Genomic DNA, 24776 nt, shown 5'->3' on the forward strand with positions numbered 1-24776 from the left:
GAGGTGATCTTCGACCCGTTCGCGCTGCTGGCCGGAGCGGTCGCCGGCGGCGGCCTGTTCCTGTTCTTCATCTCCCTGTACGGCATGCGCCCCCGCCCGCCCCAGCCCAAGCGCCACCTGCTCAAGATGCTGACCACCCGCACCGCGATAGCCGCGGTCGCGGCCGGGCTCGTCCTGATCATCACCGGCTGGCCGGTCATGGCGGTGGGCACGGTGCTGCTCGTGTTCGCCTGGCGTGGCCTGTCGGGCGGGGCCGCCGAGGAGCGCGCCGCCATGCGCCGGCTCGAAGGGCTCGCCGCCTGGACCGAGTCCCTGCGTGACACGATCGCCGGCGCGGCCGGGCTCGAACAGGCCATCCCGTCGTCCATCAGGGCCGCCGCGCCCATGCTCAGGCCCCACCTGCGCGCCATGATCGACCGGCTGCACACGAGGATGGCGCTGCCGGAGGCGCTGGCGCTGTTCGCCGACGAGCTCGACGACCCGTCGGCCGACCTCGTGGTGGCCGCGCTCATCCTCAACTCCCGGCTGCGCGGCCCCGGCCTGCGCGACGTGCTGGGCGCGCTGGCCGTCTCGGCCCGCGAGGAGCTCGACATGCGCCGCCGCGTCGAGGCCGAACGCCGCGCGACCAGGCGCAGCGTCCAGATCGTGGTGATCACCGCGCTCGTCTTCGCAGGGCTCCTCATCCTGTTCAACCCCTCCTACGTGGCCGAGTACGAGGGCCTGCTGGGCCAGGCCGTGCTCCTGGTGGTCGCGGGGCTGTTCGGAGCCGGGTTCGCCTGGATGAGGCGGCTGGCCAGGTTCGACAAGCCGACCCGGCTGCTCATGGGAGGAGGCGGCGGCAATGGTTGAGGGCGCGCTCGGTGGAGCCGTATTAGGGCTCGGCCTGTTCGTGCTGCTGCGGGCGCTCTTCCCGGCCCGCCCGGGGCTGGTGGCGCGGCTGCTCGCGCTCGACGCCGTGCGCGAGGACACGGGCGGCCCGAGCATCCAGCTCCTGCTGCCCGAGGAGGAGGTCAGCGCGTTCCGCCGCGGCCTGGGCGCCCGCCTGGCCCGCCTGTACGCGGCCCGCGGCTGGGAGGTCAGGTCGATCAAGGCGGACCTGGCGCTGCTCGGCCGCTCGTTCGAGGCGTTCCTGGCCGGCAAGGTGCTGCTGGCGGCCAGCGGTCTGCTCGCCTTCCCGCTGCTGCTCGGCTGGCTGGTGCTCATGGAGTGGGGCACCTCGCTCGCCATCCCGTTCTGGGCCGCCGTGCTCGTCGCGCTGCTGTTCTTCTTCCTGCCCGACCTCCAGGTACGCAAGGACGCGGCGGCCAGGCGGCGCGACTTCCGCCATGTGGTCGGCGCGTTCCTGGACCTCGTCTCCATGAACCTGGCCGGCGGCCGCGGCGTCCCCGAGGCCCTGATGATGGCCGTCTCGGTCAGCGGTGAGCAGCCCAACTGGGCGATGGGCCGCATCCGCGACGCGCTCAGCGGCGCCAGGATCGTCGGCATCACCCCGTGGCAGGCGCTCGGCCAGCTCGGCGAGGAGATCAACGTCGACGAGCTGCGCGACCTGTCCGCCGCGCTCGGCCTGGTGGCCGACGACGGCGCCAAAGTACGCGCGTCGCTGACGGCGAGGGCCGCGACGCTGCGCCGGCGCGAGCTGGCGGAGATCGAGGGCAGGGCCGGCGAGCGGTCGCAGTCGATGCTCGTGGCCCAGCTGCTGCTCTGCGCCGGTTTCGTGATCTTTCTCAGTTTTCCCGCCGCTATGAAGATGTTGGGGTCCTGATGAACCATCCCTGGATCGTTTACCTCACCGCGTACCTGGGTGTCCGCATCCAGCGCGCCCGCACCGCCCCCACCCGCGGGGCCTCGGCCGTCGAGTGGGTGATCATCACCGCCATCATCGCCGGTGTCGCCCTTGGTCTGGCCACCTTGATCAAGAGCCTGGTCGAGCAGAAGCAGAGCGACATCACGGGCACCTTCGGCGGTGGCGGCGACACCGGTGGCAACCCGTAAAGGGGACGAGCGGGGCGCGACGGTGATCGAGCTGGCCCTCCTCATGCCGGTCATCCTGGCGGTCGCGCTGCTCATCGTGCAGGTCGCGCTCTGGTTCCACGCCCGCCAGGTCGCGGAGGCCGCCGCCCAGGAGGGCGCGCGGGTGGCCAGGGCGGCGCCGTTCGACTCCGGCGACTGGCCGGGCCAGGCCACCACGAAGGCCACCGACATCATCCGGGCCGTCGGCCCGAAGCTGCTCCAGGGCGCCACGGCCACGACGTCCGAGAAGGAGCCGGACGAGCGCTTCGTCACCGTGACCGGCAGCGCCGTACAGGTCATCCCGCTGCTGCCCGAGCTGACGTTCACGATCACCGCCACCGCGGGCGGGCCGGTCGAGTGCTTCCGCCCGGACAACGGCGGCGGGGACTGCTCGTGAGGCGGGCGGAGCGCGGCTCCATGGCCGTGGAGACCGTGATGCTGGCCCCGCTCTTCCTGCTGTTCATCATGTTCCTGGCGGGCGCGGGGGTGCTGGTGGAGTCGCAGGGGCGGGTCAACGGGACGGCCAGGGACGCGGCCCGGGCGGCGTCGGTGCAGCGCACGCTCGACGACGCCGAGGCCGCCGCCAAGGCCATCGCCGACAGCACGCTGACCGGGCCCTGCGGGTCCCCGTCCGTCTCGCTGGACGGCTCCGCGTGGGAGCAGGGCGGCCAGGTCCAGGCCGAGGTGAGCTGCGAGCTGGACCTCGGCTTTCTGGGGTTCGGCGGCGTCAAGCGGCTGACCGGCACGGCGGTGGTGCCGATCGAGCAGTTCAGGAGGGTCGAATGAACGAGCGGGGGTCGATGTCGGTGTTCACCGTGTTGTTCTCTGTCGTCGTGTTCCTGCTGGCCGGGCTCCTCGTGGACGGCGGCGCGGCGATCAACGCCCGGCTGCGCGCGGCCGACGTGGCCGAGCAGGCGGCGCGGGCCGGCGCCGACGAGATCGACGTCGACCACCTGCGCTCCACCGGCCAGACCCGGCTGCTCGGCGAGGACCAGGTGTGCGCCAGGGCCGACGAGATCGTCGCCGCGCAGGGCGGCGAGGGCGTGACCCGCGGCGAGTGCGCCGTCGGCCAGGGGCAGGCGCAGGTGACGGTCAGCGTGTCGGCGCGCTGGCAGGCGTTCTTCCTGAGCGCGATCGGCTTCCCCGGCGGGGAGATGACCGGCCAGGCCGTGGCCGCACCCGAAGCGAGATAGACCGAAACTCACCGGTCGATGGATCGGCGAGCGTACGAGCACGACCCTGGACGGCGGAAGGGAGAGACGATGCCGACGCGAGAGCCCGCGCGCCCACACGGACGTCACACGCCCGTGCGCGCCAAGGCCAGGCGCAGCGCCGCAGACGTGCTCGCCGGCATCGGATCGCTGATCGTGCTGGTCGCGCTCGTGGGCGGGGTGCCGTACGCGCTGCTCACGTTCGTGGGGCCGCCGATCGCGCCCGAGCTGCTCGACCTCGACCTGCTCACCAGCCGCGTCGGCCCGAGCACCGTCATGGCCGTGCTGGTGCTGCTGGTGTGGCTGGCCTGGTTCCAGCTGTTCGTGTGCGTGCTGGTCGAGGTGTACGCGGGCGTGCGCAGGGTCGGCATGCCGGCCCGCGTGCCGCTCTCCGGAGGCACGCAGGCGCTGGCCAACAAGCTCGTCGGCGCGGTGCTGCTGCTGTTCACGGCGGGTGCGATGGTCGTGCCGCTGGCCAAGCTGGCGCCCACGCCGGCCGCCACGCCCGTGACGGCGGTCGCGTACTCCGCGCCGATAGTCGAGAAGACGACCCTCGACACGCACAAGACCAAGAAGGTGTACGTGGTGCAGCCCCCGCACGGCCGCCACCACGAGAGCCTGTGGGAGATCGCCGAGAAGTGCCTCGGCGACGGCCGCCGATATCCCGAAATTTACCGACTTAATCAGGCGAAGGAGCAGCCGGACGGCTCCCGCCTGCGCATGGCCGACCTGATCAGGCCCGGCTGGGTGCTCGACATGCCGGACGACGCCCGGCACGCCCACGTCGTCCCCGTCGACCAGCCCCGCGAGCAGACCCTCCGCGAGCACCCGGGCAGGGCCTCCATAAACCGGGACGCGGACCGGCACGCCGACTCGAAGACCGGCCACGCCGAGAAGAAGGTCGAGGCCAAGCACCGCCAGCCGGATCAGCAGCAGCAGCCCGACCGGCCGCAGGCCACCATCCGGCAGAGCCAGACGACCGACCTGACCGACTACCTCGCCACCGCCTCGCTGGCCGCCGCGGGCCTGCTGGTGGTGCTGGCCAGGCGGCGCCGCGAGCAGCTCTGGCGCAGGGTGTTCGGCCGCCGGATCGCCCGCCCGCGCGACGACGCCGCCCAGGCCGAGGTCGCGCTGAGGCTGGGCGGCGACGCGCCGGGCGCCCGCATCCTCGACATCGGCCTGCGGCTGCTCGGCGCCGAGCTGGCCGCCCAGAACCGCACGCCGCCCACCGTGTACGGGGCGCACCTGTCGGCCCGCACCCTCGACCTGTGGATCCACCCGCCGGAAGGCGACGCGCCCGCGCCCTGGACGGCCCAGGACGGCGGCCAGGTGTGGCGGCTGCCCGCCCACGAGGGCCGCCTGCTGGAGGAGCAGGCGGGCGGGGCGCCGTACCCCGGCCTGGTCTCCATCGGCACGGACGCCAGCGGCCGCGTGCTCATCGACCTGGAAGCCGCGCAGGGCCTGATCAACGTGCGCGGCCCGCAGACCACGGCCGCGCTGGCCGCCCTCGCCGTCGAGCTGGCCACCAACCGCTGGTCCGACCGCATGCGCATCACGCTCGTCGGCTTCGGCGAGGAGCTGACCGCCATCGCGCCCGACCGCATCAGGGCCGTGGGCGGCCTGGCCGAGGTGCTGCCCGAGCTGGAGGCGATCGCCGCGCCGCGCAGGGAGGTGCTGACCGGGCGCATCACCGGCAGCCCCCACGACGCCCACTACCTGCTGTCCGCGGTCGCGCCCACGCATGAGGAGGCCCGGCGCCTGGCGCTGCTGGCCCGCCGGGACACCGCCGGCTACGTGCTGGCGGGCGAGGTCCCGCACGCGACCTGGACGCTGGAGATCGGCGACGACGGCCGGGCCAGGATCGCCGAGCTGGGCTTCGACGTGCAGGCCCAGCTCCTGCCCCGCCGCCACTACCAGGCATTGATCGACCTGTTCCGCACGGCCTCGCAGGTCGACGGCGAGGCCGTCTCCGAGGCCGAGCCGCTGGCGGGGCTGCACCCGCCCGCCGTCGAGATCAGGATGCTCGGCCCCATCGAGGTCATCGGCCTGCGGCCCCTGGAGGAGGGCCGGCTGGCGCTGGCCGCGGAACTGCTGGTCTACCTGGCCACGCATCCCGGCGGCGTGCACCCCTCGGTGCTGGGCGGGGTGCTCTGGCCGCGCGGCGTGCAGGACATGGTCAGGGACGCCACGATCGCCAGGGTCGCCGAATGGCTCGGCCCCGAGCACCTGCACACCGACGAGGCCGGCCGGATCAGCCTGGGGCCCGAGGTGCGTACGGACTGGGCGCTGTTCCGCGAGCTCGTACGCCGCTCGCACGGCGACCCCACGGCCCGGGCCGTCCTGCTGGAGAAGGCGCTCGGCCTGGTCAGGGGCCCGCTGCTGAGCGGCCGCCAGCAGGGCAGGTACGCCTGGCTGGCGGCCGAGGACCTGGAGTACGACGTGGCCGCCGAGGTGGCCGACGCCGCCCACCAGCTCTGCGAGCTGCGGCTCGCGCACGGGCAGCCGGACGCCGCGGTGGCCGCCGTACGCGCGGCCCTGCTGCTGGCGGTGGACGACGAGGGCCTCTGGCGCGACCTGCTGCGGGCCACGCACGCCACCGAGGACACCGTGCGGCTGCGCGCCGTCGTCGAGGGACTGACCCGCAGGGCGGCCTCGCACCCGTACGGCGGCGGGATGGCCCCGGAGACCGAGGCGCTGATCGAGGAACTGCTGCCCACGTGGCGCATCCATGTGGTGAGGGAGTCGTCGGCATGAGACGAGTCGTGCTGCTGCTGTTGCTGATCGTCCTGGCGGGCTGCGGGCAGGCCGAGCGCCCGTACACGCCCGTGGCGGAGCCCACCCCGGCCGAACCCTCCGTCAAGGCCACCGAGCCGGCGCAGTCGCTGCCGAGCGGCCCCCAGAGCATCGCCATCGGCGACGGCCTGCGCGTGCGGGTGGAGTGGCCGGCCGACCCCGACCCGCTGCTGAAGGTCATCGTCGACCAGTACGTGGGCACCCGCCAGGCCGTCGTCGAAGGGACCCGCGGCTACCGGCGCAATCTCGAGATCCAGGCCGAGGCGCAGGCGACGGAGTGGGTGAACCAGTTCGTCGACGAGGAGCGCTCGCTGCGCGGGACGGGCCGGCTCTACGACCTGCGGGTCAGCGCCCGCATGGGCAAAGGCGCTCAGATCAACGCATGCGTGGATGAGTCGGGCGTGCGGTTGATCTCCTCCCGCACCGGGAAGGCCGTCGCGTCCCAACCCGATTGGCTGCGCACCCCCTACAGCCAGAGCGTGGTCGCCCACCGCGGTGACGACGGGGTGTGGCGCATCAGGTCCTACATCACCTCCACAGAGAGATGTCCCCGATGAAACCTTTGCTCGCGGTACTGCTCGCGGTGCCGCTGCTGCTCGATCCGACGGCTCCCCCAAAAGTCGACGCCAATGCGGGTGGGACCGGCAACACCAGGTTCGTGGAGCTGGAGGCCAGCACCATCACGATCACCGGTGACGGCGCCGGGGGCGGCAGGGGTGACGGCTACCGCGTCCCGCGCCCGTGCTGGTACGAACCCAGCCTGGACGCCGAGGCGATGTACCGGCTGCACACCGAAGGAGCGGGCCCGGCCAGGCGGGCGGGCATCGACGAGGGCAGTTTCCGGGCCTTCATCCAGCAGTTCGAGGAGAAGCGCGGCAAGCCGGGCCGGTGGTGGGTGCCCGCGTACAACAAGGCCGATCCGAACGGCGCCGCCTGCTGGGGCGGCCTCGAACAGTTCATCTTCATGCCCCCGAACACCACGCCGCCGTCCGGGATCACGATCGAGCAGCTCGCGCAGATCGCCAGGGCCGCGCTGACCGTCCCGGAGCCCACGGTCAAGCTGAACCCCGACGCCAAGAGCTTCGTCAACCTCCCGACCTACGTCTGGCTGGAGAACGTCGGCCAGCCGCGCCGCACGGTCACGGCGTCGATCCCCGGCGTCATGAGCGTGACCCTGGTGGCGACGCTGCAGGACATCAAGATCGACCCGGGCACGACCAAGGACCGGGCCGAGGTGCACGAGGAGGGCTGCGGGCCGTCCGGGAAGCCGTACGCGAAGGGCGCCCAGTTCACCTGCGGCGTGCGTTACCTGCGCTCGGCGATCGACCAGCCGCGCGAGAAGTACACGCTGACCGTCACCACCGTCTGGCCGGTCCAGGCGGCCGGCAACGTGGTGCCGTTCCAGTTCGCGCCCGTACAGGTCGGAGGCAGCCGGGACGTGCCGGTCGGCGAGATCCAGAGCAACGTCAAGCCATGATGAGCGGGGTCCGGGGCCGCTCAGGCCCGGACCACCGCCACCAGCGGGGCCAGCTCGGGCAGCTCCGCCGCCTCGTCGAGCACTTCCTTCAGCACGCCGTCGTGCGTGGGACGGGCCCGCTCCAGCAGCTCGAACCCGGCCTGCGTGACCTCCGAGTAGATCCCGCGCCGGTCGTCCTCGCACAGGTAGCGCCTGAGCAGGCCGCGGTTCTCCAGGCGGGTCACCAGCCTGGTCGTGGCGCTCTGGCTGAGCACGACGGCCCTGGCGAGCTGCTGCATCCGCATGTGCCAGCCGTCCTGGCGGGCCAGCACGTCCAGCACTGTGTATTCGCTCACACTGAGCGAGTGCTCCTTCTGGAGTGCTTTCTCCAGCCTGTCCTCGATTTTCGCGTGCAGCGCCGCGAGGGTGCGCCAGCCCTGGGCGCGCGCCTCCACGGCGTCATCGGCTAGGGGCATGTGACAGCCTCCTCGACATCCTTGTATGTTCGTGTAGTCGGCGTGTGCAAATAATGTCCACGCTCACTAACGTCGTCTGAGGAGTAGTCTATGCCTCTCGCCCTGTTCGCCCTCGCGATCAGCGCCTTCGGCATCGGGACCACGGAGTTCATCATCAACGGGCTGCTGCCCGAGGTGGCGGCCGACTTCCACGTGACCATCCCGGCCGCCGGCCTGCTCGTGTCCGGCTACGCCCTGGGCGTGGCGGTCGGCGGGCCGCCGCTCACCATGCTCGGCGGGCGCCTGTCGCGCAAGACCATGCTGCTGTCGCTGATGGTGCTGTTCATCGCCGGGAACCTGCTGTCGGCGCTGGCGCCCTCGTACGCGGTGCTGATGACCGGCCGGTTCCTGTCGGCCTTCGCCCACGGGGCGTACTTCGGGGTCGGTTCCGTGGTGGCCGCCGGCCTGGTGGCGCCGCAGAAGCGGGCCAGCGCCATCGCCATGATGTTCACCGGCCTCACGCTCGCCAACGTCCTGGGCGTGCCCCTGGGCACCTGGATCGGCCAGGCGTTCGGCTGGCGGGCCACGTTCTGGGTCGTGGTGGCGATCGGCGTGGCCGGGCTCGCCGGCGTCCTCGCCCTCGTCCCGCGGCAGCCGCGCCCGACCGGGAGCGTCGTGCGGGAGCTGGCGACGTTCCGCAAGGCCGGCGTCTGGTTGGCCCTCGGGATGACCGTCTTCGGCTTCGCCCCGGTCTTCGCCGTCATCACGTTCATCGCGCCCGTCATGACCGGCGTGGGCGGCTTCTCGCCCGGCGCCGTGCCCGTGGTCATGGCCCTGTTCGGGGTCGGCCTCGTGGCGGGCAACCTGATCGGCGGCAAGCTGGCCGACCGGGCGGTCATGCCCAGCATCTACGGCTCGGTCGCCCTGCTCACCCTGCTGGCCGTGGCGGTGGCCCTGGTGTCGGGCAACCAGGTGGCCTTCGTGATCACCATCACGCTGTTCGGGGTGGCCGCCTTCGCCACGGTCCCGCCCCTGCAGACCCGCGTCCTGGACGCCGCCGCCGGCGCCCCCACGCTCGCCTCCGCGGCCAACATCGGGGCCTTCAACCTGGGCAACGCGATCGGCTCCTTCGCGGCCGGCCTCACCATCGACGCCGGCTTCGGCTACACCGCCCCCGCCTGGACCGCGGCCCTGCTGGGCCTGGCGGGGCTGGCCGTGGCGGGAGCGGCGGGCCTCCAGGCCCGCCGCCTGGTGCCGGCCACCTAGACCGCGCGGGACTCGTGGGCGATCAGCCACTCCTTGACCGGCACGCCGTAGTAGTAGCCGCCGTAGCCCCCGACGCTGGGCAGGACCCGGTGGCAGGGGACGAAGGGCGCGATGAGGTTCTGCGCGCAGGCCGAGCCGGCCGCCCGGGCGGCCGTCCTGGGCATGCCCGCCCGCTCGGCCAGCTCCGCGTACGAGACCGTGGTCCCCGCCTTGACCTCGCGCAACGCGGCGTGGAGCCGCTTGCGGGTGGCCGTGCCCGGCTGGGAGACCCGGACGGCGTCCAGGGCGTCCAGGTCCCCGGCCAGGTACGCCCGGACCGCCTCGGAGGCGGCCCCGAGGTCGTCCACGACCTCCAGGCCCTCCGACTGCAGCTCGGGCGTGAGGCGTACGAACATCTCCGTCGGGTCGGCGGTGAAGCCGGCCGCCACCACGACGCCCTCGCGGGACAGCAGGGACAGCGGGCCCACCGGGGTCGGGATGAGCTGGGCAGCGATCATGATGAGCTCCAAAGGTGCAGGGCGGCGTAGGCCCGCCAGGGCCGCCACCGCTCGATGTGGTCGTCGGGGATGCCCAGGCAGGCCATGCGCTTCCTGAGCACGAGGTCGCCGGTGGGCCACGCGTCCGGGTCGCGCAGCGCCCGGAGCGCGATGTAGCTGGCCGTCCACGGGCCGATGCCCGGGACTTCGAGCAGGTCCGACACCGCCTCGGCGGGGTCCTGGCCGCCGTCGAGGTCCAGGCGGCCCTCCACCAGGTGGCCGGCCAGGTGCTTCAGCGTGTCGATCCGGCGGTTGGTCAGGCCCACGCCGGTCAGGTCGGTCTCCAGGAGTTCGGCGGGGGTGGGGAAGAGCGGGCCGGGGGCCTTGGCGACGATGCGGCCGAGGAGGGTCCGGGCGCCGGCCACCGAGATCTGCTGGCCCACCACCGCGCGTACGGCCAGCTCGAAGCCGTCGAACGCGCCCGGCACCCGCAGCCCGGGACGGGCCGTCACCAGGGGCCCGAGCGAGGTCTGCTCAAGGATCTCCGAGATGGCGGAGGGGTCGGCGTCGAGGTCGAGCAGGCGGCGGCAGCGCGCCACGACGCGGGCGAGCTGCCGCGTGTCGTCCATCACGACGTCCAGGGCTATGTGGTCCCGTCGTGGTGTGAGCGTGATCGTCCCGCCTGGCACGGCTCGCGCGTACGACGTCCGGTCCGCCACCTCCAGCCCCGGGATGGCGCGGGCCGCCAGGAACGCGAAGACCCCCTCCACGTCGTACGGCTCGCGCCGGTGCAGCCGCAGCCGCAGCGTCGCGTCGCAGACCCGCGGGCCCGCCGTGGCCCGCAGCTCGCTGGGCGTGAAGCCGTAGGTCTCCCGCATCGTCGCGTTGAACTGCCGCACGCTCCCGAACCCCGCCGCGAACGCCACCTCCGTGACCGGCAGCCCCGTCTCCGTCAGCAGCTGCTTGGCCAGCAGCAGCCGCTTGGTCCGCGCGACCGCCAGCGGCCCGACGCCCAGCTCGGCCACGAACAGCCGGTGCAGGTGCCGCTCGGTGATGTGCAGTCGCTGGGCCAGCCCCGCCACGCCCTGCTCGTCCGCCGCGCCGTCGTCGATCAGCCGCAGCGCCCGGCCGACCAGGTCGCCGCGCACGTCCCAGCCCGGGTCGCCGGGCGAGAGCTCCGGACGGCACCGCTTGCACGGCCGGAACCCCGCCGCCTCGGCCGAGGCCGCGTGCCGGTAGAAGCGCACGTTCCTGGAGGAAGGCGTACGTGCCGGACAGATCGGACGGCAGTAGATGCGCGTCGTCGTCACCGCCGTGTAGAAGCGCCCGTCGAACCGTGCGTCCCTGGCGGAGACGGCCCGGTAGCAGGAGTCGAAGTCGAGCTGGAGTGGTGACATGCCTCCGACACTAGGCGCTCCCCGAGGGCGCCGACTGGCGGAAATCGGACGTGAGCGTCGAACGGCAGGTCAGCAGGCCGGGCCGGGTGACCTGCGGAAATCGGACACCCGGCGCACGGCTACTTGGACGAGACGCCCACGCCCAGGTCGAACTCCCGGTAGACCCGGGCCCAGAAGCCGTCGCGCAGCCACACCCGGGCCTCCGGGTAGGGGCGCAGCGAGTGGCCGAGCTCCTTCTCCGCCTCGATCAGCAGCTCGGTGTCGATCACGGTCGGCAGGATGGGCCCCGGCAGCAGGTCGCGGATGTTGTCGCGGCCACGGGTGAGGATCCACTTCTGGGCCACGTGCTCGCCCACGTCCTCCACGCGCGGGCGGCTCGGCCCGAGCTTGGCCACCTGGCCCGGCTTGGCGTGCGGCTTGACCGGCGTGCGCCCGGCGAAGACCTGGGCGGGCGACGGGGCCGCGGCCGGCGGAGTGACCGGGACGGGCTGGGGAGCACGGCTGAAAAAGGGCCTCAGGAAATCAGCGGAGATCACTTCCACGGTGTCGGACTCCCACACCAGGCGCTCGGCCTGGTTGGTGCCGTATGGCGGCTCGACGCCCCACAGGTGGATCCGCACTCCGTACGCCTGCGCCGCCTCGACCGCCGGAACCATGTCCTCATCGCCTGCCAGCAGGATCGTGTCGGTCACCGCATGATGCCGGGCCAGCGCCTCCAGATCGCTCCTGATCTGCGCGTCCACGCCCTTCTGCTGGCCACGGGCGTTCAGGTTGCCAAGCCGCACCTTGACCCACGGGAGCTGGGCGATGACCCGCTGGTCGACGGTGGGCACACGGTCACGGGCGGCGTCATACCAATAGATCCGCAGAAGTTCGCCGGAAGTACGTTCCTCTGCATGTTTCTGTAGACTCTGGATGAGTTCATCGGCGGCCACCCGATATTCCTTGCGTTCCTTGGCACCGAGCAGCACTTCACCCGCCGCCGCGTACAGATAACCGACATCCACCAGGACGGCGTACTTGGCTGCCACAGGATGCGGCATGAGGTCTGGGATGGCCATGTCGTCCTCCAGGCCGCGGTGTTAGTTGATCGGCTGACTATATACGCCTACTTTCTCTAGATAGTCCCAACTCCCGGGGAACTTGACACCCGATTCTCAGGATCTATCTAGGGTAGTGCGCTCATCCGCCATGCCGACTTCCCTGGGACGACAGGCTTACGCATACCTCTGGCTGGGTTTCGCCACCTTTGCCGACGCGGCTCCGGAGACGCCTCGGGTTCGGCGTGCGAGCTCTGCCGCGCGACGAGTACGGCCACCAACGCCGCGATCTCCTCGGGCGTGGCGTTCCCCCGGACAATTCGCAGATCTGGCGTCATAGCGGGATGTTCCCATGCTTCTTGGGCGGGAGCGTCGCCCGCTTGTTCCTGAGGGCCCGCAGCGCCCTGACGACCTGGGCCCGGGTCTCGGACGGCCGGATCACCGCGTCCACGTAGCCGCGCTCGGCCGCGATGTACGGATTGGCCAGCGTGTCCTCGTACTCGGTGACGAGCCGGGCGCGCTCGGCCTCGGGGTCGTCGGAGGCGGCGAGCTCGCGCCGGTAGAGGATGTTGACCGCGCCCTGTGCCCCCATGACCGCGATCTGGGCCGTAGGCCAGGCCAGGTTGACGTCCGCGCCGAGGTGCTTGGAGCCCATGACGTCGTACGCGCCGCCGTACGCCTTGCGCGTGATCACCGTGATCAGCGGCACCGTGGCCTCGGCGTAGGCGTAGAGGAGCTTGGCGCCCCGGCGGATGATTCCGTTCCATTCCTGATCGGTTCCTGGGAGGAATCCCGGCACATCCACAAATGTCAGTATCGGAATATTAAAGGCATCACATGTTCGAATAAATCGGGCGGCCTTCTCCGATGCGTTGATATCCAGACATCCTGCGAAATGCATGGGCTGGTTGGCCACGACCCCGACCGGCTGGCCGTCCACCCGGCCGTACCCGACCACGATGTTCGGCGCGAACAGCGCGTGGACCTCCAGGAACTCCCCGTCGTCCAGCACGTGCTCGATGACCCGGTGCATGTCGTACGGCTGGTTGGCCGAGTCGGGGATCAGCTCGTCGAGCTCCGGATCGGGCTCCAGGTCGGCGGCGGGCTCGAAGGCGGGGGCCTCGTCCAGGTTGTTCGACGGCAGGTACGACAGCAGCGCCTTGACGTACTCCAGCGCGTCGTCCTCGTCGGTGGCCTGGTAGTGGGCCACGCCCGACTTCGTGTTGTGCGTGTGCGCCCCGCCGAGCTCCTCGAACGTGACCTCCTCGCCCGTCACCGTCTTGATCACATCCGGGCCGGTGATGAACATCTGGGACGTCTGATCCACCATCACCACGAAGTCGGTCAGCGCGGGGGAGTAGACGTGACCGCCGGCCGCGGCGCCCATGATGAGCGAGATCTGCGGGATCACCCCGGACGCGTGCACGTTGCGCTTGAAGATCTCCGCGTAGAGGCCGAGCGCGACCACGCCTTCCTGGATGCGCGCGCCGCCGCCCTCGTTGATGCCGATGATCGGGCACCCGGTCTTGATCGCCAGGTCGAGCACCTTGACGATCTTCTCGCCGTACACCTCGCCGAGCGAGCCGCCGAACACCGTCACGTCCTGCGAGAACACGCACACCTGCCGGCCGTCGACCGTGCCGTGCCCGGTGATGACGCCGTCGCCGTACGGCCGCCGCTTCTCCAGCCCGAACATCGTGGACCGGTGCCTGGCGAACTCGTCGAACTCCACGAACGAGCCCTCGTCCAGCAGCGCGAGCACCCGCTCCCTGGCGGTCATCTTGCCCTTGGCGTGCTGCTTGTCCACGGCCGCCGCGGAGCCCGCGTGCGCGGCCTCGTCGAGCCGCCGCTCCAGGTCGGCGATCTTCCCGGCGGTGGTGTGGATGTCTGGCTTGTCCGGCAACTCCTCGGCAGCAGTGCTCATGCGCGCAAGGCTAGTCCTTCCTCCTAGAGTGGATCCATGACGGATGCGGTTCGCACGCACGGGCTGTTCAAGCGCTACGGGCCGCAGGTCGCGGTGGCGGGCGTCGATCTGGTGGTGCCGTCGGGGAGTTTCGCGGGCCTGGTCGGGCCCAACGGCGCGGGCAAGACCACCACGCTCAGCATGATCACCGGGCTGCTCCGGCCAGACGGCGGCACGGCCGAGGTCGACGGGTTCCACGTCTGGCGCGATCCCGTGGAGGTCAAGACGCGCATCGGGGTGCTGCCGGAGGGGCTGCGGCTGTTCGAGCGGCTGTCGGGCCGCGAGCTGCTCCTCTACAACGGCCGGCTGCGCGGCATCCCCAAGGCCGACGTCGAGCGGCGCGCGGATGAGCTGCTGGCCGTGATGGACCTGACCGGCGCCGCCGACAAGCTCGTCATCGACTACTCCACCGGCATGCGCAAGAAGATCGGCCTGGCCGCCGCGCTGCTGCACAACCCGTCCGTGCTCTTCCTGGACGAGCCGTTCGAGGGCGTCGACCCGGTCAGCGCCAACACGCTCACCGACGTGCTCCAGCGCTTCACGGCGTCCGGCTCGACGGTGATCTTCTCCAGCCACGTGATGGACCTGGTCGAGCGGCTGTGCGACTGGGTGTCGGTGATGAGCGCGGGCCACATCGTGACCCAGGGGCCGCTGGCGGACGTACGCGGCGGGCGCAGCCTCAACCAGGCGTTCCTCGAGCTGGTCGGCGGTTCGCGCGACAACGGCGAGGGCCTCACGTGGCTCGGCGCCAACCCCAGGTGACACCCGTGAGCCCCGCCGCACCCGAGGAGTCCCGTTGACCACCGTGGCCCTGTTCGCGCAGCTCAAGCTCCGGTTACTGGCCGGAAACCTGCGCGGAGACCTGCAGCGCAAGCTCGGCTTCGTCTTCACCCTGCTCATCGCCACCGGCCTGGCCCTGCTCGGCTTCTTCCTGATGAGCCTGCTCCGGCTGGCGCCCCACGACGTCGCCGCCGACCTGGTGATCGTCGCGTTCACGTTCTTCCTCATCGGCTGGATGATCGTGCCGCTGATGGCGTTCGGCCTGGACGACACGCTCGACCCGGCCAAGCTGTCGCTCCTGCCGCTGCGCACCGGGCAGCTCGCGGTCGGCATGTTCACCGCGTCCGTGACCGGGGTCTGGCCGCTGGCCATCCTGATCGTCATGGCAGGCGCGCTGGTGGGGGTGGCGACGGGCGCCGGCGGCGTGCTGCTCGGGGTGCCGGCGGTGCTGCTGCAGTTCGCGCTCTGCGTGGTGACGTCGCGGCTGATCACCACCTCGCTCTCCAGCGCGCTGCGCACCCGGCGGGGCCGTGACGTGCTGGCGGTGGCGGCGCTGCTGGTGGTCGTGCTCGCGCAGCTGCCCAACCTCGTGATGAACCGCGGCCTCGGCGACCCAGAGGCCATGCTGCGCCAACTGGCGGGCGTGCTCAGGTGGACCCCGCCGGGCATGGCGGCCCATGCGATGGCCGACGGCGGCCTGGCCGGGCTGGCCGAGCTCGCGCTGGTGGCCGTGATCGTGGTGGCGCTCGGCCTGCTGTGGATCAAGGCGCTGGGCCGGGCCCTGGTGACGCCCGACGTCTCCACCCAGGCCGCGTCCGTGCGCAAGGAGAGTGGCCTGGTCGACCGGTTCCTGCCGGACGGGCCGCTGGCGGCCGTGGTGACCAAGGAGCTGAAGTACATCAGGCGCGAGCCCAGGTCCCGCGTGGGCTGGTTCAGCGCGATCGTGGTCACCGTCGTGGTGGCGTTCTCGCTGAGCAGGAGCACCGGCGGCACGGAGGCCAGTGCGATCGTCCCCACCTGCGTCGGAGCCCTGATGATCGCGCTGCAGTCGGGCAACGCGTTCGGCATCGACGGCCGCTCGTTGTGGATGAACGCCGTGGTGTTCGGCTCCGAACGCGGGCTGGCCACCGACCTGGCCGGGCGCCACCTGGCCAACGCGTCGATCGCCGTGCCGCTGCTCGCGGTGATCGCGGCTGCCACCGGCCTGTTCACCGGCCACCCCGGCATGATCGTCCCGGCGGCGCTGGCCGGGTGGGGCGCACTCGGCATCGGGCTCGGCGTCGGGTCGGTGACCAGCGTGGTGGTCCCGTACACCGTGCCCGAGCGGATGAACGCCTTCAGCGGCGCCGCGCCCGGGCAGGGCGGCCAGGCGTTCGCCTCCGCCTTGGGGGCCACGCTCGGCATCGCGCTGCTGTCGCTGCCGTTCGTGGTGCCGCTGGCGTTCGGCTGGTTCTGGGTGTGCGCCGTGGCGCCGTTCTACGGGCTGCTGGTGGAGGCGCTCGGCAGGCGCCTGGCCGCCAGGATCGGATTCGCCCGGATGCCGGAGCTGCTGGGAGCTGTTTCCAAAGGTAGTTGAGTGGTCTAGTCCAATGGGCGAGACCGGTCTACGGCTTCCCGGAGCGACTCGATACCCTTCGAAACATGATTGACCAGGGGCTCGAGCGTCGCAGCGCCGCCGTTACCGAGATGCCGGACGAGCTACGCCACGATGTGCGGCTGCTCGGCAAACTGCTCGGCCAGGTGCTCGCCGAACAGGGTGGCGAGGACCTGCTGGCCGACGTCGAACGGCTGCGCAAGGCCGTCATCGCAGCACGTAAGGGCGAGGTCTCGGCCGACGAGATCACCGCCATGGTCGCCGAATGGGAGATCGAGCGGGCCGTGGCGGTCGCCCGCGCGTTCACCTGCTATTTCCACCTGGCCAACCTGGCCGAGGAACATTACCGGATCCGCACACTACGCGAGCGGGACGCCGAGGGCAGGGTCCAGCGGGAGTCGCTGGCCCAGGCCGTACAGGAGCTGGGCCACGAGCGCGTCGCCGAGCTGCTGGAGGGCCTGGAGCTGCACCCGGTGCTCACCGCGCACCCCACCGAGGCACGCAGGCGCGCGGTCGTCACCGCCATCCAGCGCATCAGCGGCCAGCTCACCGAGTACAACACGCCCGGCCGCGGCGCCAGCGAGCGCGCCGAGAACAAGCGCCGCATGCTGGAGGAGATCGACCTCCTGTGGCGCACGGCCCAGCTCCGCTCGACCAAGCTCGACCCGCTCGACGAGGTGCGCACCGCGATGGCCGCCTTCGACGAGACGCTGTTCCGCATGGTGCCGCAGGTCTACCGCTCGCTGGACGCCGCGCTCGACGAGCGCACCGGCACGCGCCCGCCGCAGGCCAGGCCGTTCATCCGCTACGGCAGCTGGATCGGCGGCGACCGCGACGGCAACCCCAACGTCACGGCGAGGGTCACCCGCGAGACCATCCAGATCCAGTCCGAGCACGTGCTGACGGCCCTGGAGACCGCCTGCACGCGCATCGCCCGCACGCTGACCGCCTCCGTCCAGCTCGCCGCACCCTCGCCCGCGCTCAAGTCGGCGCTGGCCGAGGCCGTGGACGCCTACCCCGACGTGGTCTCCGAGCTGGCCACCCGCTCGCCGCGCGAGCCGCACCGGCAGTGGCTGCTGTTCGTGGCCGCGCGGATCGCCGCGACCCGCCGCCGCGACCTCGACCTGGCCTACCGCGCGCCGGCCGAGCTGCTGGACGACCTGCGCCTGGCGCAGGAGTCGCTGGCCGCCTCGGCTCCGCGGCAGGCGTACGGCGAGCTGCAGCACCTCATCTGGCAGGTCGAGACGTTCGGCTTCCACCTGGCCGAGCTGGAGGTGCGCCAGCACTCCCAGGTGCACGCGGCCGCCCTGGAGGAGATCAGGGCGGGCGGCGAGCTGTCGGAGCGCACCGAGGAGGTGCTGGCCACGATCCGGGTGATCGCCTGGATCCAGGAGCGGTTCGGGGCCACGGCCTGCTCCCGCTACGTGGTCTCCTTCACCCGTTCGGCCGACGACATCGCGGCCGTCTACGAGCTGGCCGGGCACGCGCTCGGCGAGCGGGCGCCGGTGCTCGACGTCGTGCCGCTGTTCGAGTCGGGCCAGGACCTGGCCAACTCGCCGGACGTGCTGACCGGAATGCTCGAGATCCCGGCGATGCGCGAGCGCCTGGAGGCCACCGGGCGGCGCATGGAGATCATGCTGGGCTACTCCGACTCGGCCAAGGAGCTCGGCCCCGCGGCCGCCACGCTCCGGCTCTACGAGGCGCAGGAGGAGCTGACGGCCTGGGCGGCCAAGCACGACGTGAAGCTGCGGATGTTCCACGGCCGCGGCGGTGCGCTGGGCCGTGGCGGCGGCCCGGCCAACCGCGCGGTGCTGGCGCAGGCGCCGGGCTCGGTCGCCGGCCGGTTCAAGGTCACCGAGCAGGGCGAGGTCATCTTCGCCCGCTACGGCCACATCGCCATCGCCCGCCGCCACCTGGAGCAGGTGGCCAACGCCGTGCTGATGGCCTCCTCGCCCACGGTCGGCGCCCGCACCGCGGCCGCCGCCGAGCGCTTCCGGGGGCTGGCCGAGCAGGTGGCCACGGCCTCGGAGCAGGCGTACCGCGCGCTGACCGAGGCTCCGGGCTTCCCCGAGTGGTTCGGCCTGGTCAGCCCGCTGGAGGAGATCGGCACGCTGCGCCTGGGCTCGCGCCCGGCGCGCCGCGGGCTCGGCGCCCCGCGCTCGCTCGACGACCTGCGGGCGATCCCGTGGGTGTTCGCGTGGGCGCAGACGCGGGTCAACCTGCCCGGCTGGTACGGCCTGGGCACCGGCCTGGCGTCGGTCGGCTCCCTGGAGGAGCTGCGGGCGGCGTACGCGGAGTGGCCGCTGTTCAACGCGATGCTGGACAACGCCGAGATGTCGCTGGCCAAGACCGACCGCTCGATCGCCAAGCGCTACCTGGCGCTGGGCGGGCGGGAGGACTTCGCCCAGCAGGTGCTGGAGGAGTACGACCGGACCCGCGACCTGGTGCTGCGGGTCACCGGCCACACGCGGCTGCTGGAGAACCGGAAGGTGCTCTCGCGCGCCGTCCAGCTCCGCGACCCGTACGTGGACGCGCTCTCCCACCTCCAGCTGCGGGCCCTGCGCGCGCTGCGCACCGGCAACCCGTCGGAGCAGGAGCGCGAACGCCTGTCCACGCTCCTGCTCCTGTCGGTCAACGGCGTCGCCGCGGGCCTGCAGAACACCGGCTGAACCCGCCTGCCCTCGCTGGGATCCCAGCGAGGGCAGGCGGGCCGGTGCGAGGCGGTCTAGCGGAGGCCCTCGAAGAAGGCGATGACGTCGGAGGTGAGGGCCTCCGTCGCGGTGTGCGCGGTGTAGTGGCCGTGCGCCGGGGCCGGCAGCGTCTTCCAGGAGACGATGTTGGCGTGGTCGCGCTCGGCGAAGCGGCGGATCGACTTGAAGTCGCCCTCGGCCATCGCCAGCGCGGTCGGCGCCGTGGTGGGCTCCTTGGGCTGCTCCACGCGGGCGTTCTCCCAGTACTGCCGGATGGCAGAGCCGGCGGTCCCGGTGAACCAGTAGATGGCGGCGTTGGTGAGCACGAAGTCGTCGTCCAGGTCCTCGTCGAAGAGCTGGACGAGCCAGCCCAGGAGCCCGGCGGGGGAGTCGGCGAGGGCGTGGGCGAGGGTCTGCGGCTGCTGCGAGTGCAGCACGTTGAAGGCGCCCTTCTCCTTCCAGAACCAGTCGAGCACGGCCAGCCCGGCCTGGTCCTCCTCGCTCAGCCCGGCGAACTCGGCCGGGTCGCCGGAGGGGAAGGAGAACAGCTGCGTGACGTGCACGCCCACGACGTGGTCCGGGTCGATCCTGCCGACCTCGGGCGAGATCATCGAGCCGCCGTCGTTGCCGACCGCGCCGTAGCGGGTGTAGCCGAGGCGGGCCATCAGCTCGGCCCACGCCCTGGCGATGCGCTGGTTGTTCCAGCCCAGCTCGTCGGCGGGGCCGGAGAAGCCGTAGCCGGGGACCGACGGGATGACCAGGTGGAAGTGGCGCGACAGCGGCTCGACGGCCTCCAGGTACTCGGCGATCGAGCCGGGCCAGCCGTGGGTGAGGATCAGCGCCAGGGCGTCGGGGTTGTCATTGCGTACGTGGATGAAGTGGATGTTCTGCCCGTCGATCTCGGTGGTGAACTGCGGGTGGGCGTTGAGCCTGGCCTCCTGCGCGCGCCAGTCGAAGCCGTCCCGCCAGTAGCCGACCAGGCGCCTGACCCGCTCGACGCTGACGCCCTGGTCGGCTCCGGGGATCTCGTGGGTGAAGCGGGTCAGGGCGAGACGGGCCTGGAGGTCGTCGAGGTCGGTCTGGGGGATCTCGACGCGGAAGCGGCTGATGCTCATGGAAGGCTCCTGGAACAGGCGGAACGGTTTGTTCTGTTCCAGAATAGCAGAACGGAATGCTTTATTCCACTACAAGCCGCTCCGATCCCGCATAGACGTTGCAGCGCTCTCCGCGCAGGAACCCCACGAGCGTGATGCCGAACTCCCTGGCCAGCTCCACCGCGAGCGACGACGGCGCCGAGACCGCGCACACCGCCGGGATCCCGGCGGCCAGCGCCTTCTGCATGATTTCGTAGCTGGTCCGCCCGCTGACCATGAGCACGTGCTCGGCCAGCGGCAGCCGCCCGCTCAGCCCCGCCCAGCCGACCAGCTTGTCCACCGCGTTGTGGCGGCCCACGTCCTCCCGCACCGCCACCAGCGTGCCCGTGGCCGAGAACAGCCCGGCCGCGTGCAGGCCGCCGGTCTTGCCGAACCCGCCCTGGGCGGCGCGGAGCGCGTCAGGCAGCCCGTACAGGAACTCGGGGGTGAGGCCGAGCCCGCCCCTGGGGACCGGCTTGCAGCGGTCGTGCAGCGCCTCCAGGCCGGCCGAGCCGCAGACGCCGCACGCGCTGGAGGTGACGAAGTGGCGATCCAGCGCGGGCAGGTCGGGGATGGGGCCGCGCAGGCGCACGGTCACCGTGTTGTAGCGGGCCTCGGGCGGGAGGTCCTCGTCGGTGCAGTACGCGATGGCGGAGATGTCGCCGGGACCGGCCAGCCCCTCGCCGTGCAGGAACCCGGCGGCCAGCTCGAAGTCGTGCCCCGGGGTGCGCATGGTGATGGCCACGGTCTTGCGCGTGCCGTCGGGCGCGGTGAGCCGGATCTCCAGCGGCTCCTCGGTGGCCAGGTAGTCGCGCCGCTCCCTGGTCGCCGAGCCGGACAGCTCGACGATCCTGAGGCGCGTGGTGGGCCCGGGACGCGTGCTCACAGCGGCCGCACGGTGACGAGGGCGTTGTAGTCGGGGATCCGCGCGTCGGGGGAGCGGCGGGACTCGTCCAGCAGGACGTTGCCCTCGGGCCAGTGGATCTGCAGGTTGCCCGGCATGAGCGGGGCCCGCAGGATCTTGCCGCGGTAGGTGCGCTCGCCGGAGCGCAGCTCGACGGGGGCGCCGTCGGGCAGGCCCAGGCGGTCGGCGTCGTACTCGCTCATCAGGACGGCCTCGCGCATCGCACCGTTGAAGCCGTCGCGGCGCTCGTGGACCATGCTGTTGAACTGCTTGCCGCGCCTGGTGGCCACCATGAACGAGCCGTCGGGGCGCTTCAGCGCCGGGGGCCGGACGACGCTGAAGCGGCCCAGCCCGTCGGGGGTCTGGAAGCGGCCGTCGGCGAACAGGTGGCGGCCGCCGTACTGGACGTTGTCGCCGAACTTCCGCAGGTCCGCGATGCCGCGGTAGAAGGGGACGGCGCGCTCGATCTCGGCCCGGATCTGCGGCGTGCCAGTGAAGGCGATTTTCGATGAAATTTCGGGGTTGGTGCGGGCGGCCAGCTCCGTGAAGATCTTCCACTCCGGCCACGCCTCGCCGATGCGCGGCCCCTCGACCTCGGGGGAGAAGATGATCCGGCGCTCGGTGGAGGTCTCGGTCACGCCGCCGACCATCTCGTAGCGGGTCTGCGCGGGCAGCAGCAGCACGTCGCCCTCTCCCGGCACCAGCATCTGCGACGACAGCACGATGTCGATGTGCACCCGCAGCCGCAGCCGCGACAGGGCCTCGCGGCAGTAGGCCGGGTCGGGCAGGACCTCCAGGAAGTTGCCCCCGCTCGACACCAGCGCGTCGAGGTCGCCGCGGTGGGCCGCGTCGATCATGTCGGTCGCGGTCAGACCGGGCGTGGCCGGGACCTCGAACCCCCACATCTCCGTGAATTTCGCGGCGTTCTCCGGCGTGATCGGCAGGCCGCCGGGCAGGCCGGTCGCGTACGCGCCCATCTCGGCCCCGCCCTGCACGCCGCTGTGCCCCCGGATCGGCATCAGCCCGCAGTTGTCGCGCCCGACAAAGCCCCTGGCCAGCGCCAGGTTCACGATCGAGCGGACGTTGTCCTCGCCGTAGGCGTGCTGCGTGATGCCCATCGACCACACGAGCACCGCCGATCTGGCCTCGCCCAGCAGTTTGGCCAGGCGGAGCATGTCGTCGCGGGAGGCCCCGGACAGCGCCTCCAGCTCCTCCCACGACTGCCCCGCGAGCTCCCGGCGCAGCTCCTCGAAGCCCGTGGTCCGCCGGTCGACGAACTCCTTGTCCACCCAGTCGTTCTCGATCAGGTGCTTGAGCACGCCGTTGAGGAAGCCGATGTCGCCGCCCACGTTCACGCCGAAGAACTCGTCGGTGATCTTCGTGCCGAACACGGCGGACTCGGCGTTGGACGGCACCCAGTACTTGTCCATGCCGGGCTCGCGATAGGCGTTGACCATCGCGATCCGGGTGCCGGCCTTCTTGGCGTGGTAGAGGTACTTCATCGCGACCGGCTGGTTGTTCGACGGGTTGGAGCCGATGAAGACGATCAGGTCGGAGCCGATCCAGTCGGTGTAGGAGCAGGTCGTGGCCGCCGCGCCGATGGTCTGCTTGAGCGCGACCGTGGAGGGCGAGTGGCAGATCCTGGCGGCGTTGTCGACGCTGTTGGTGCCGAGCGCGCGCACGGCCTTCTGGGCCGCGTAGTAGTTCTCGTTCGGCACGCCGCGGCTGGTCAGGTAGGCGCCGAAGCGCGCGTCCCGCAGGCCCTCCGCGGCCACGCGCAGCGCCTCGTCCCAGGAGATCCGGGTGAAGCCCGGCTCGCCCGCGCGGCGCAGCATGGGGTACGGCAGCCGCCCCAGCTCGCGGAGCTCGGCGCTCTTCTTGCCGACGAGTCCAGAAATATCCCGCAAAAGTGTGGTGTCCAGGGCGGGCATGGTGTTCAGCGGCAGCAGCCGCAGCCTGATGTTGCACAGATGGATCTCGTCCATCGTCCAGTCACGCATGCCATGGGTGCCCAGCGCGCACCCGTCGCAGGTGCCCTGGTTGAGTATCCGCCACGCGTAGCCCCGGTTGCCCTTGACCGACCTGAACGCCTTCCACAGCTCCAGGTAGTTGTTCGGCTTGCGCAGCCCGATGCCGAACGGTCGCCAAGAGGCCCAGTTACGCGGATCCAGGAGCTTGCTCATCTCTCCATCTTCCTCCTGGCTGCAAAGATAGAGGGGTGCCCGACTCGCGTTACTCCGACCTCGACCGGCCGCCGCTCTCCGAGGCGGCGCTCAACCGCGCGCTGGTCCGCCCCGGCTCCCTGTGGACCGGCATCACCGTCGTGGAGAGCACCGGCTCCACCAACGCCGACCTGGCCGAGGCCGCCCACGCCGGAGCCCCGGAGGGGACGGTGCTGGTGGCGGAGGCGCAGCTGGCCGGCCGCGGCCGGCTGGGCCGCACCTGGACGGCGCCGCCGCGCTCGGGCCTGACGTTCTCGATCCTCCTCAAACCGGATGTGCCGGCCACCGCGCAGGGCTGGCTGACGCTCCTGTACGGCGTCGCCGCCGCCTCCGCCCTGCGCCGCCTGGCCGAGGCGGACGTACACGTCAAATGGCCCAACGACCTGCTGATCGGCGAGCGCAAGCTGGCCGGGATCCTGGCCGAGCGGGTGGAGAGCGGCGTCGTCATCGGCATGGGCCTGAACGTGTCGCTCAGGCAGGAGGAGCTGCCCGTCGAGACGGCCACGTCGCTGGCCATCGAGGAGGCGGCCTGCCTCGACCGCGACCCGCTGCTCAGGGCGGTGCTCAGGGAGGTCGAGAGCCACTACAGGGAGTGGACCGACGCGAAGGGCGACGCGGAGGCGTGCGGGCTGCGGGCGGCGTACCTGGCGGCCAGCGCCACGGTCGGGCGGCGGGTCAGGGTGGAGCTGCCGGGGCAGCAGGCGGTCACCGGGACGGCCACGGGCGTCGATCAGTTCGGACACCTGCAGGTGGAGTCGGCGGGGGAGCGCTACACGCTGAGCGCGGGCGACGTGGTGCACGTCCGCCCGGCGGACTGACCTGATCCGCCGGGAGCGTAGCCGCCACGCGGCGATGGTGGGACGATTTTGCCATGACCCTTCCCGACCATCATCTGACGCAGGGTGAGCGGCGCATCCGGTCCTTCCATCCCCATTGGAAGCGGCTCGTGCTCCCCTTCCTCGCGCTGGTTCTCGTCGTCGTGGCCGCGGGCGCGGCGATGTTCTTCATCCCCGGCGGCTGGGAATACGCGTTCTACGCCAGGATCGCCGTCGTCGTCATCGGCCTCATCCTGCTGACGATCTGGTCGCTCGTCCCCTACCTGCGGTGGGTCAACACCGGCTACGTGCTCACCACCCACCGCTTCACGATCAGCACCGGCGTGCTCAACAAGTCGACCGACGAGATCCCGATCACCAAGGTCAACACGGTCAGCTCCGACCAGACGTTCGCCGAGCGCCTGCTCGGCTGCGGCACGCTGACCGTCGAGTCCGCGGGCGACCGGGGCGAGATCGTGCTGCGTGACATCCCCAAGATCCAGGACGTCCGCACCGACCTGTTCAGGCTCGTCGAGGACGCCTCCGACGGCGAGCTCGACGGCCGCTGACG

24 protein-coding genes are annotated in these 24776 nt (G+C 71.6%); 15 read left to right on the plus strand and 9 right to left on the minus strand.

What is annotated here, in order from left to right; genetic code table 11:
• Positions 1–3 precede the first annotated feature (3 nt).
• The 9 genes from H4W80_RS41940 (at position 4) to H4W80_RS41980 (ending at position 7491) form a co-directional block, all read left to right on the plus strand.
• Positions 4–849 carry a type II secretion system F family protein gene (locus tag H4W80_RS41940; RefSeq protein ID WP_192790132.1) on the plus strand — a complete coding sequence of 282 codons (846 nt, stop codon included), beginning with the start codon at positions 4–6 and terminating at the stop codon, positions 847–849.
• Positions 842–1762, plus strand: a complete 921-nt coding sequence (locus tag H4W80_RS41945) for a type II secretion system F family protein (RefSeq protein ID WP_192790133.1) — start codon at positions 842–844, stop codon at positions 1760–1762. Before H4W80_RS41940 ends, H4W80_RS41945 begins: the two co-directional genes overlap by 8 nt.
• A complete protein-coding gene (locus H4W80_RS41950) occupies positions 1762–1992 on the plus strand; it encodes a hypothetical protein (protein ID WP_192790134.1) in 231 nt (76 codons plus the stop codon). The genes H4W80_RS41945 and H4W80_RS41950 overlap by 1 nt, the downstream gene beginning before the upstream one ends.
• On the plus strand, positions 1979–2407 hold the full coding sequence (locus H4W80_RS41955; protein WP_192790135.1) for a TadE family protein: 429 nt from the start codon (positions 1979–1981) through the stop codon (positions 2405–2407). Before H4W80_RS41950 ends, H4W80_RS41955 begins: the two co-directional genes overlap by 14 nt.
• Positions 2404–2796, plus strand: a complete 393-nt coding sequence (locus tag H4W80_RS41960) for a TadE/TadG family type IV pilus assembly protein (RefSeq protein WP_192790136.1) — start codon at positions 2404–2406, stop codon at positions 2794–2796. Before H4W80_RS41955 ends, H4W80_RS41960 begins: the two co-directional genes overlap by 4 nt.
• On the plus strand, positions 2793–3203 hold the full coding sequence (locus H4W80_RS41965; protein ID WP_225963944.1) for a pilus assembly protein TadG-related protein: 411 nt from the start codon (positions 2793–2795) through the stop codon (positions 3201–3203). Before H4W80_RS41960 ends, H4W80_RS41965 begins: the two co-directional genes overlap by 4 nt.
• A gap of 69 nt (positions 3204–3272) precedes the next feature.
• On the plus strand, positions 3273–5975 hold the full coding sequence (locus tag H4W80_RS41970; RefSeq protein WP_225963945.1) for a BTAD domain-containing putative transcriptional regulator: 2703 nt from the start codon (positions 3273–3275) through the stop codon (positions 5973–5975).
• Positions 5972–6571, plus strand: coding sequence for a hypothetical protein (locus H4W80_RS41975; RefSeq protein WP_192790137.1), 600 nt, complete (start codon positions 5972–5974; stop codon positions 6569–6571). Before H4W80_RS41970 ends, H4W80_RS41975 begins: the two co-directional genes overlap by 4 nt.
• Positions 6568–7491 carry a hypothetical protein gene (locus H4W80_RS41980; RefSeq protein WP_225963946.1) on the plus strand — a complete coding sequence of 308 codons (924 nt, stop codon included), beginning with the start codon at positions 6568–6570 and terminating at the stop codon, positions 7489–7491. The genes H4W80_RS41975 and H4W80_RS41980 overlap by 4 nt, the downstream gene beginning before the upstream one ends.
• A 20-nt stretch (positions 7492–7511) precedes the next feature.
• On the opposite strand, the gene H4W80_RS41985 is transcribed toward H4W80_RS41980, so the two are convergent.
• The gene (locus H4W80_RS41985; protein WP_192790139.1) at positions 7512–7946 is read right to left on the minus strand and encodes a MarR family winged helix-turn-helix transcriptional regulator; all 435 of its coding nucleotides are present in this window, start codon (positions 7944–7946) and stop codon (positions 7512–7514) included.
• A 90-nt stretch (positions 7947–8036) separates the two neighbouring features.
• On the opposite strand from H4W80_RS41985, the gene H4W80_RS41990 reads away from it, so the two are divergent.
• Positions 8037–9191 (plus strand): MFS transporter, encoded by a 1155-nt coding sequence (locus H4W80_RS41990; RefSeq protein WP_192790140.1) that lies wholly within the window; start codon positions 8037–8039, stop codon positions 9189–9191.
• On the opposite strand, the gene H4W80_RS41995 is transcribed toward H4W80_RS41990, so the two are convergent.
• The 5 genes from H4W80_RS41995 to H4W80_RS42015 all read right to left on the minus strand — a co-directional run bounded on the left by H4W80_RS41995 (position 9188) and on the right by H4W80_RS42015 (position 14028).
• Complete coding sequence (locus tag H4W80_RS41995) at positions 9188–9688, minus strand: methylated-DNA--[protein]-cysteine S-methyltransferase (RefSeq protein WP_192790141.1); 501 nt, start codon at positions 9686–9688, stop codon at positions 9188–9190. The genes H4W80_RS41990 and H4W80_RS41995 overlap by 4 nt on opposite strands.
• Positions 9685–11064, minus strand: a complete 1380-nt coding sequence (locus tag H4W80_RS42000; RefSeq protein ID WP_192790142.1) for a DNA-3-methyladenine glycosylase 2 family protein — start codon at positions 11062–11064, stop codon at positions 9685–9687. The genes H4W80_RS41995 and H4W80_RS42000 overlap by 4 nt, the downstream gene beginning before the upstream one ends.
• Before the next feature lie 119 nt (positions 11065–11183).
• On the minus strand, positions 11184–12125 hold the full coding sequence (locus H4W80_RS42005; protein ID WP_192790143.1) for an NYN domain-containing protein: 942 nt from the start codon (positions 12123–12125) through the stop codon (positions 11184–11186).
• Positions 12126–12232: 107 nt separating this feature from the next.
• Complete coding sequence (locus H4W80_RS42010) at positions 12233–12442, minus strand: acyl-CoA carboxylase subunit epsilon (protein ID WP_192790144.1); 210 nt, start codon at positions 12440–12442, stop codon at positions 12233–12235.
• Positions 12439–14028: an acyl-CoA carboxylase subunit beta gene (locus H4W80_RS42015; RefSeq protein WP_192790145.1), complete on the minus strand. Its 1590-nt coding sequence runs from the start codon at positions 14026–14028 to the stop codon at positions 12439–12441. The genes H4W80_RS42010 and H4W80_RS42015 overlap by 4 nt, the downstream gene beginning before the upstream one ends.
• 36 nt (positions 14029–14064) lie before the next feature.
• Between H4W80_RS42015 and H4W80_RS42020 the strand changes: the two genes are divergently transcribed.
• The 3 genes from H4W80_RS42020 to H4W80_RS42030 all read left to right on the plus strand — a co-directional run bounded on the left by H4W80_RS42020 (position 14065) and on the right by H4W80_RS42030 (position 19110).
• The gene (locus H4W80_RS42020; protein WP_192790146.1) at positions 14065–14829 is read left to right on the plus strand and encodes an ABC transporter ATP-binding protein; all 765 of its coding nucleotides are present in this window, start codon (positions 14065–14067) and stop codon (positions 14827–14829) included.
• Positions 14830–14872: 43 nt separating this feature from the next.
• Positions 14873–16423: a hypothetical protein gene (locus H4W80_RS42025; protein ID WP_318787643.1), complete on the plus strand. Its 1551-nt coding sequence runs from the start codon at positions 14873–14875 to the stop codon at positions 16421–16423.
• A 65-nt stretch (positions 16424–16488) separates the two neighbouring features.
• Complete coding sequence (locus tag H4W80_RS42030; protein WP_192790148.1) at positions 16489–19110, plus strand: phosphoenolpyruvate carboxylase; 2622 nt, start codon at positions 16489–16491, stop codon at positions 19108–19110.
• Between the two features lie 56 nt (positions 19111–19166).
• Here H4W80_RS42030 and H4W80_RS42035 read toward each other — a convergent pair whose 3' ends face one another.
• From H4W80_RS42035 to H4W80_RS42045, 3 genes are all read right to left on the minus strand, one after another.
• Positions 19167–20246, minus strand: coding sequence for an epoxide hydrolase family protein (locus tag H4W80_RS42035; protein WP_192790149.1), 1080 nt, complete (start codon positions 20244–20246; stop codon positions 19167–19169).
• Between the two features lie 61 nt (positions 20247–20307).
• Positions 20308–21150, minus strand: a complete 843-nt coding sequence (gene fdhD / locus H4W80_RS42040; protein ID WP_192790150.1) for a formate dehydrogenase accessory sulfurtransferase FdhD — start codon at positions 21148–21150, stop codon at positions 20308–20310.
• Complete coding sequence (locus H4W80_RS42045; protein WP_192790151.1) at positions 21147–23351, minus strand: FdhF/YdeP family oxidoreductase; 2205 nt, start codon at positions 23349–23351, stop codon at positions 21147–21149. The genes fdhD and H4W80_RS42045 overlap by 4 nt, the downstream gene beginning before the upstream one ends.
• 35 nt (positions 23352–23386) lie before the next feature.
• On the opposite strand from H4W80_RS42045, the gene H4W80_RS42050 reads away from it, so the two are divergent.
• Both H4W80_RS42050 and H4W80_RS42055 read left to right on the plus strand, forming a co-directional pair.
• Complete coding sequence (locus H4W80_RS42050; protein ID WP_192790152.1) at positions 23387–24208, plus strand: biotin--[acetyl-CoA-carboxylase] ligase; 822 nt, start codon at positions 23387–23389, stop codon at positions 24206–24208.
• 53 nt (positions 24209–24261) lie between these two features.
• Complete coding sequence (locus tag H4W80_RS42055; RefSeq protein ID WP_192790153.1) at positions 24262–24774, plus strand: PH domain-containing protein; 513 nt, start codon at positions 24262–24264, stop codon at positions 24772–24774.
• Positions 24775–24776 lie beyond the last annotated feature (2 nt).

This window comes from Nonomuraea angiospora (genome assembly GCF_014873145.1).
Taxonomy (GTDB): domain Bacteria; phylum Actinomycetota; class Actinomycetes; order Streptosporangiales; family Streptosporangiaceae; genus Nonomuraea; species Nonomuraea angiospora.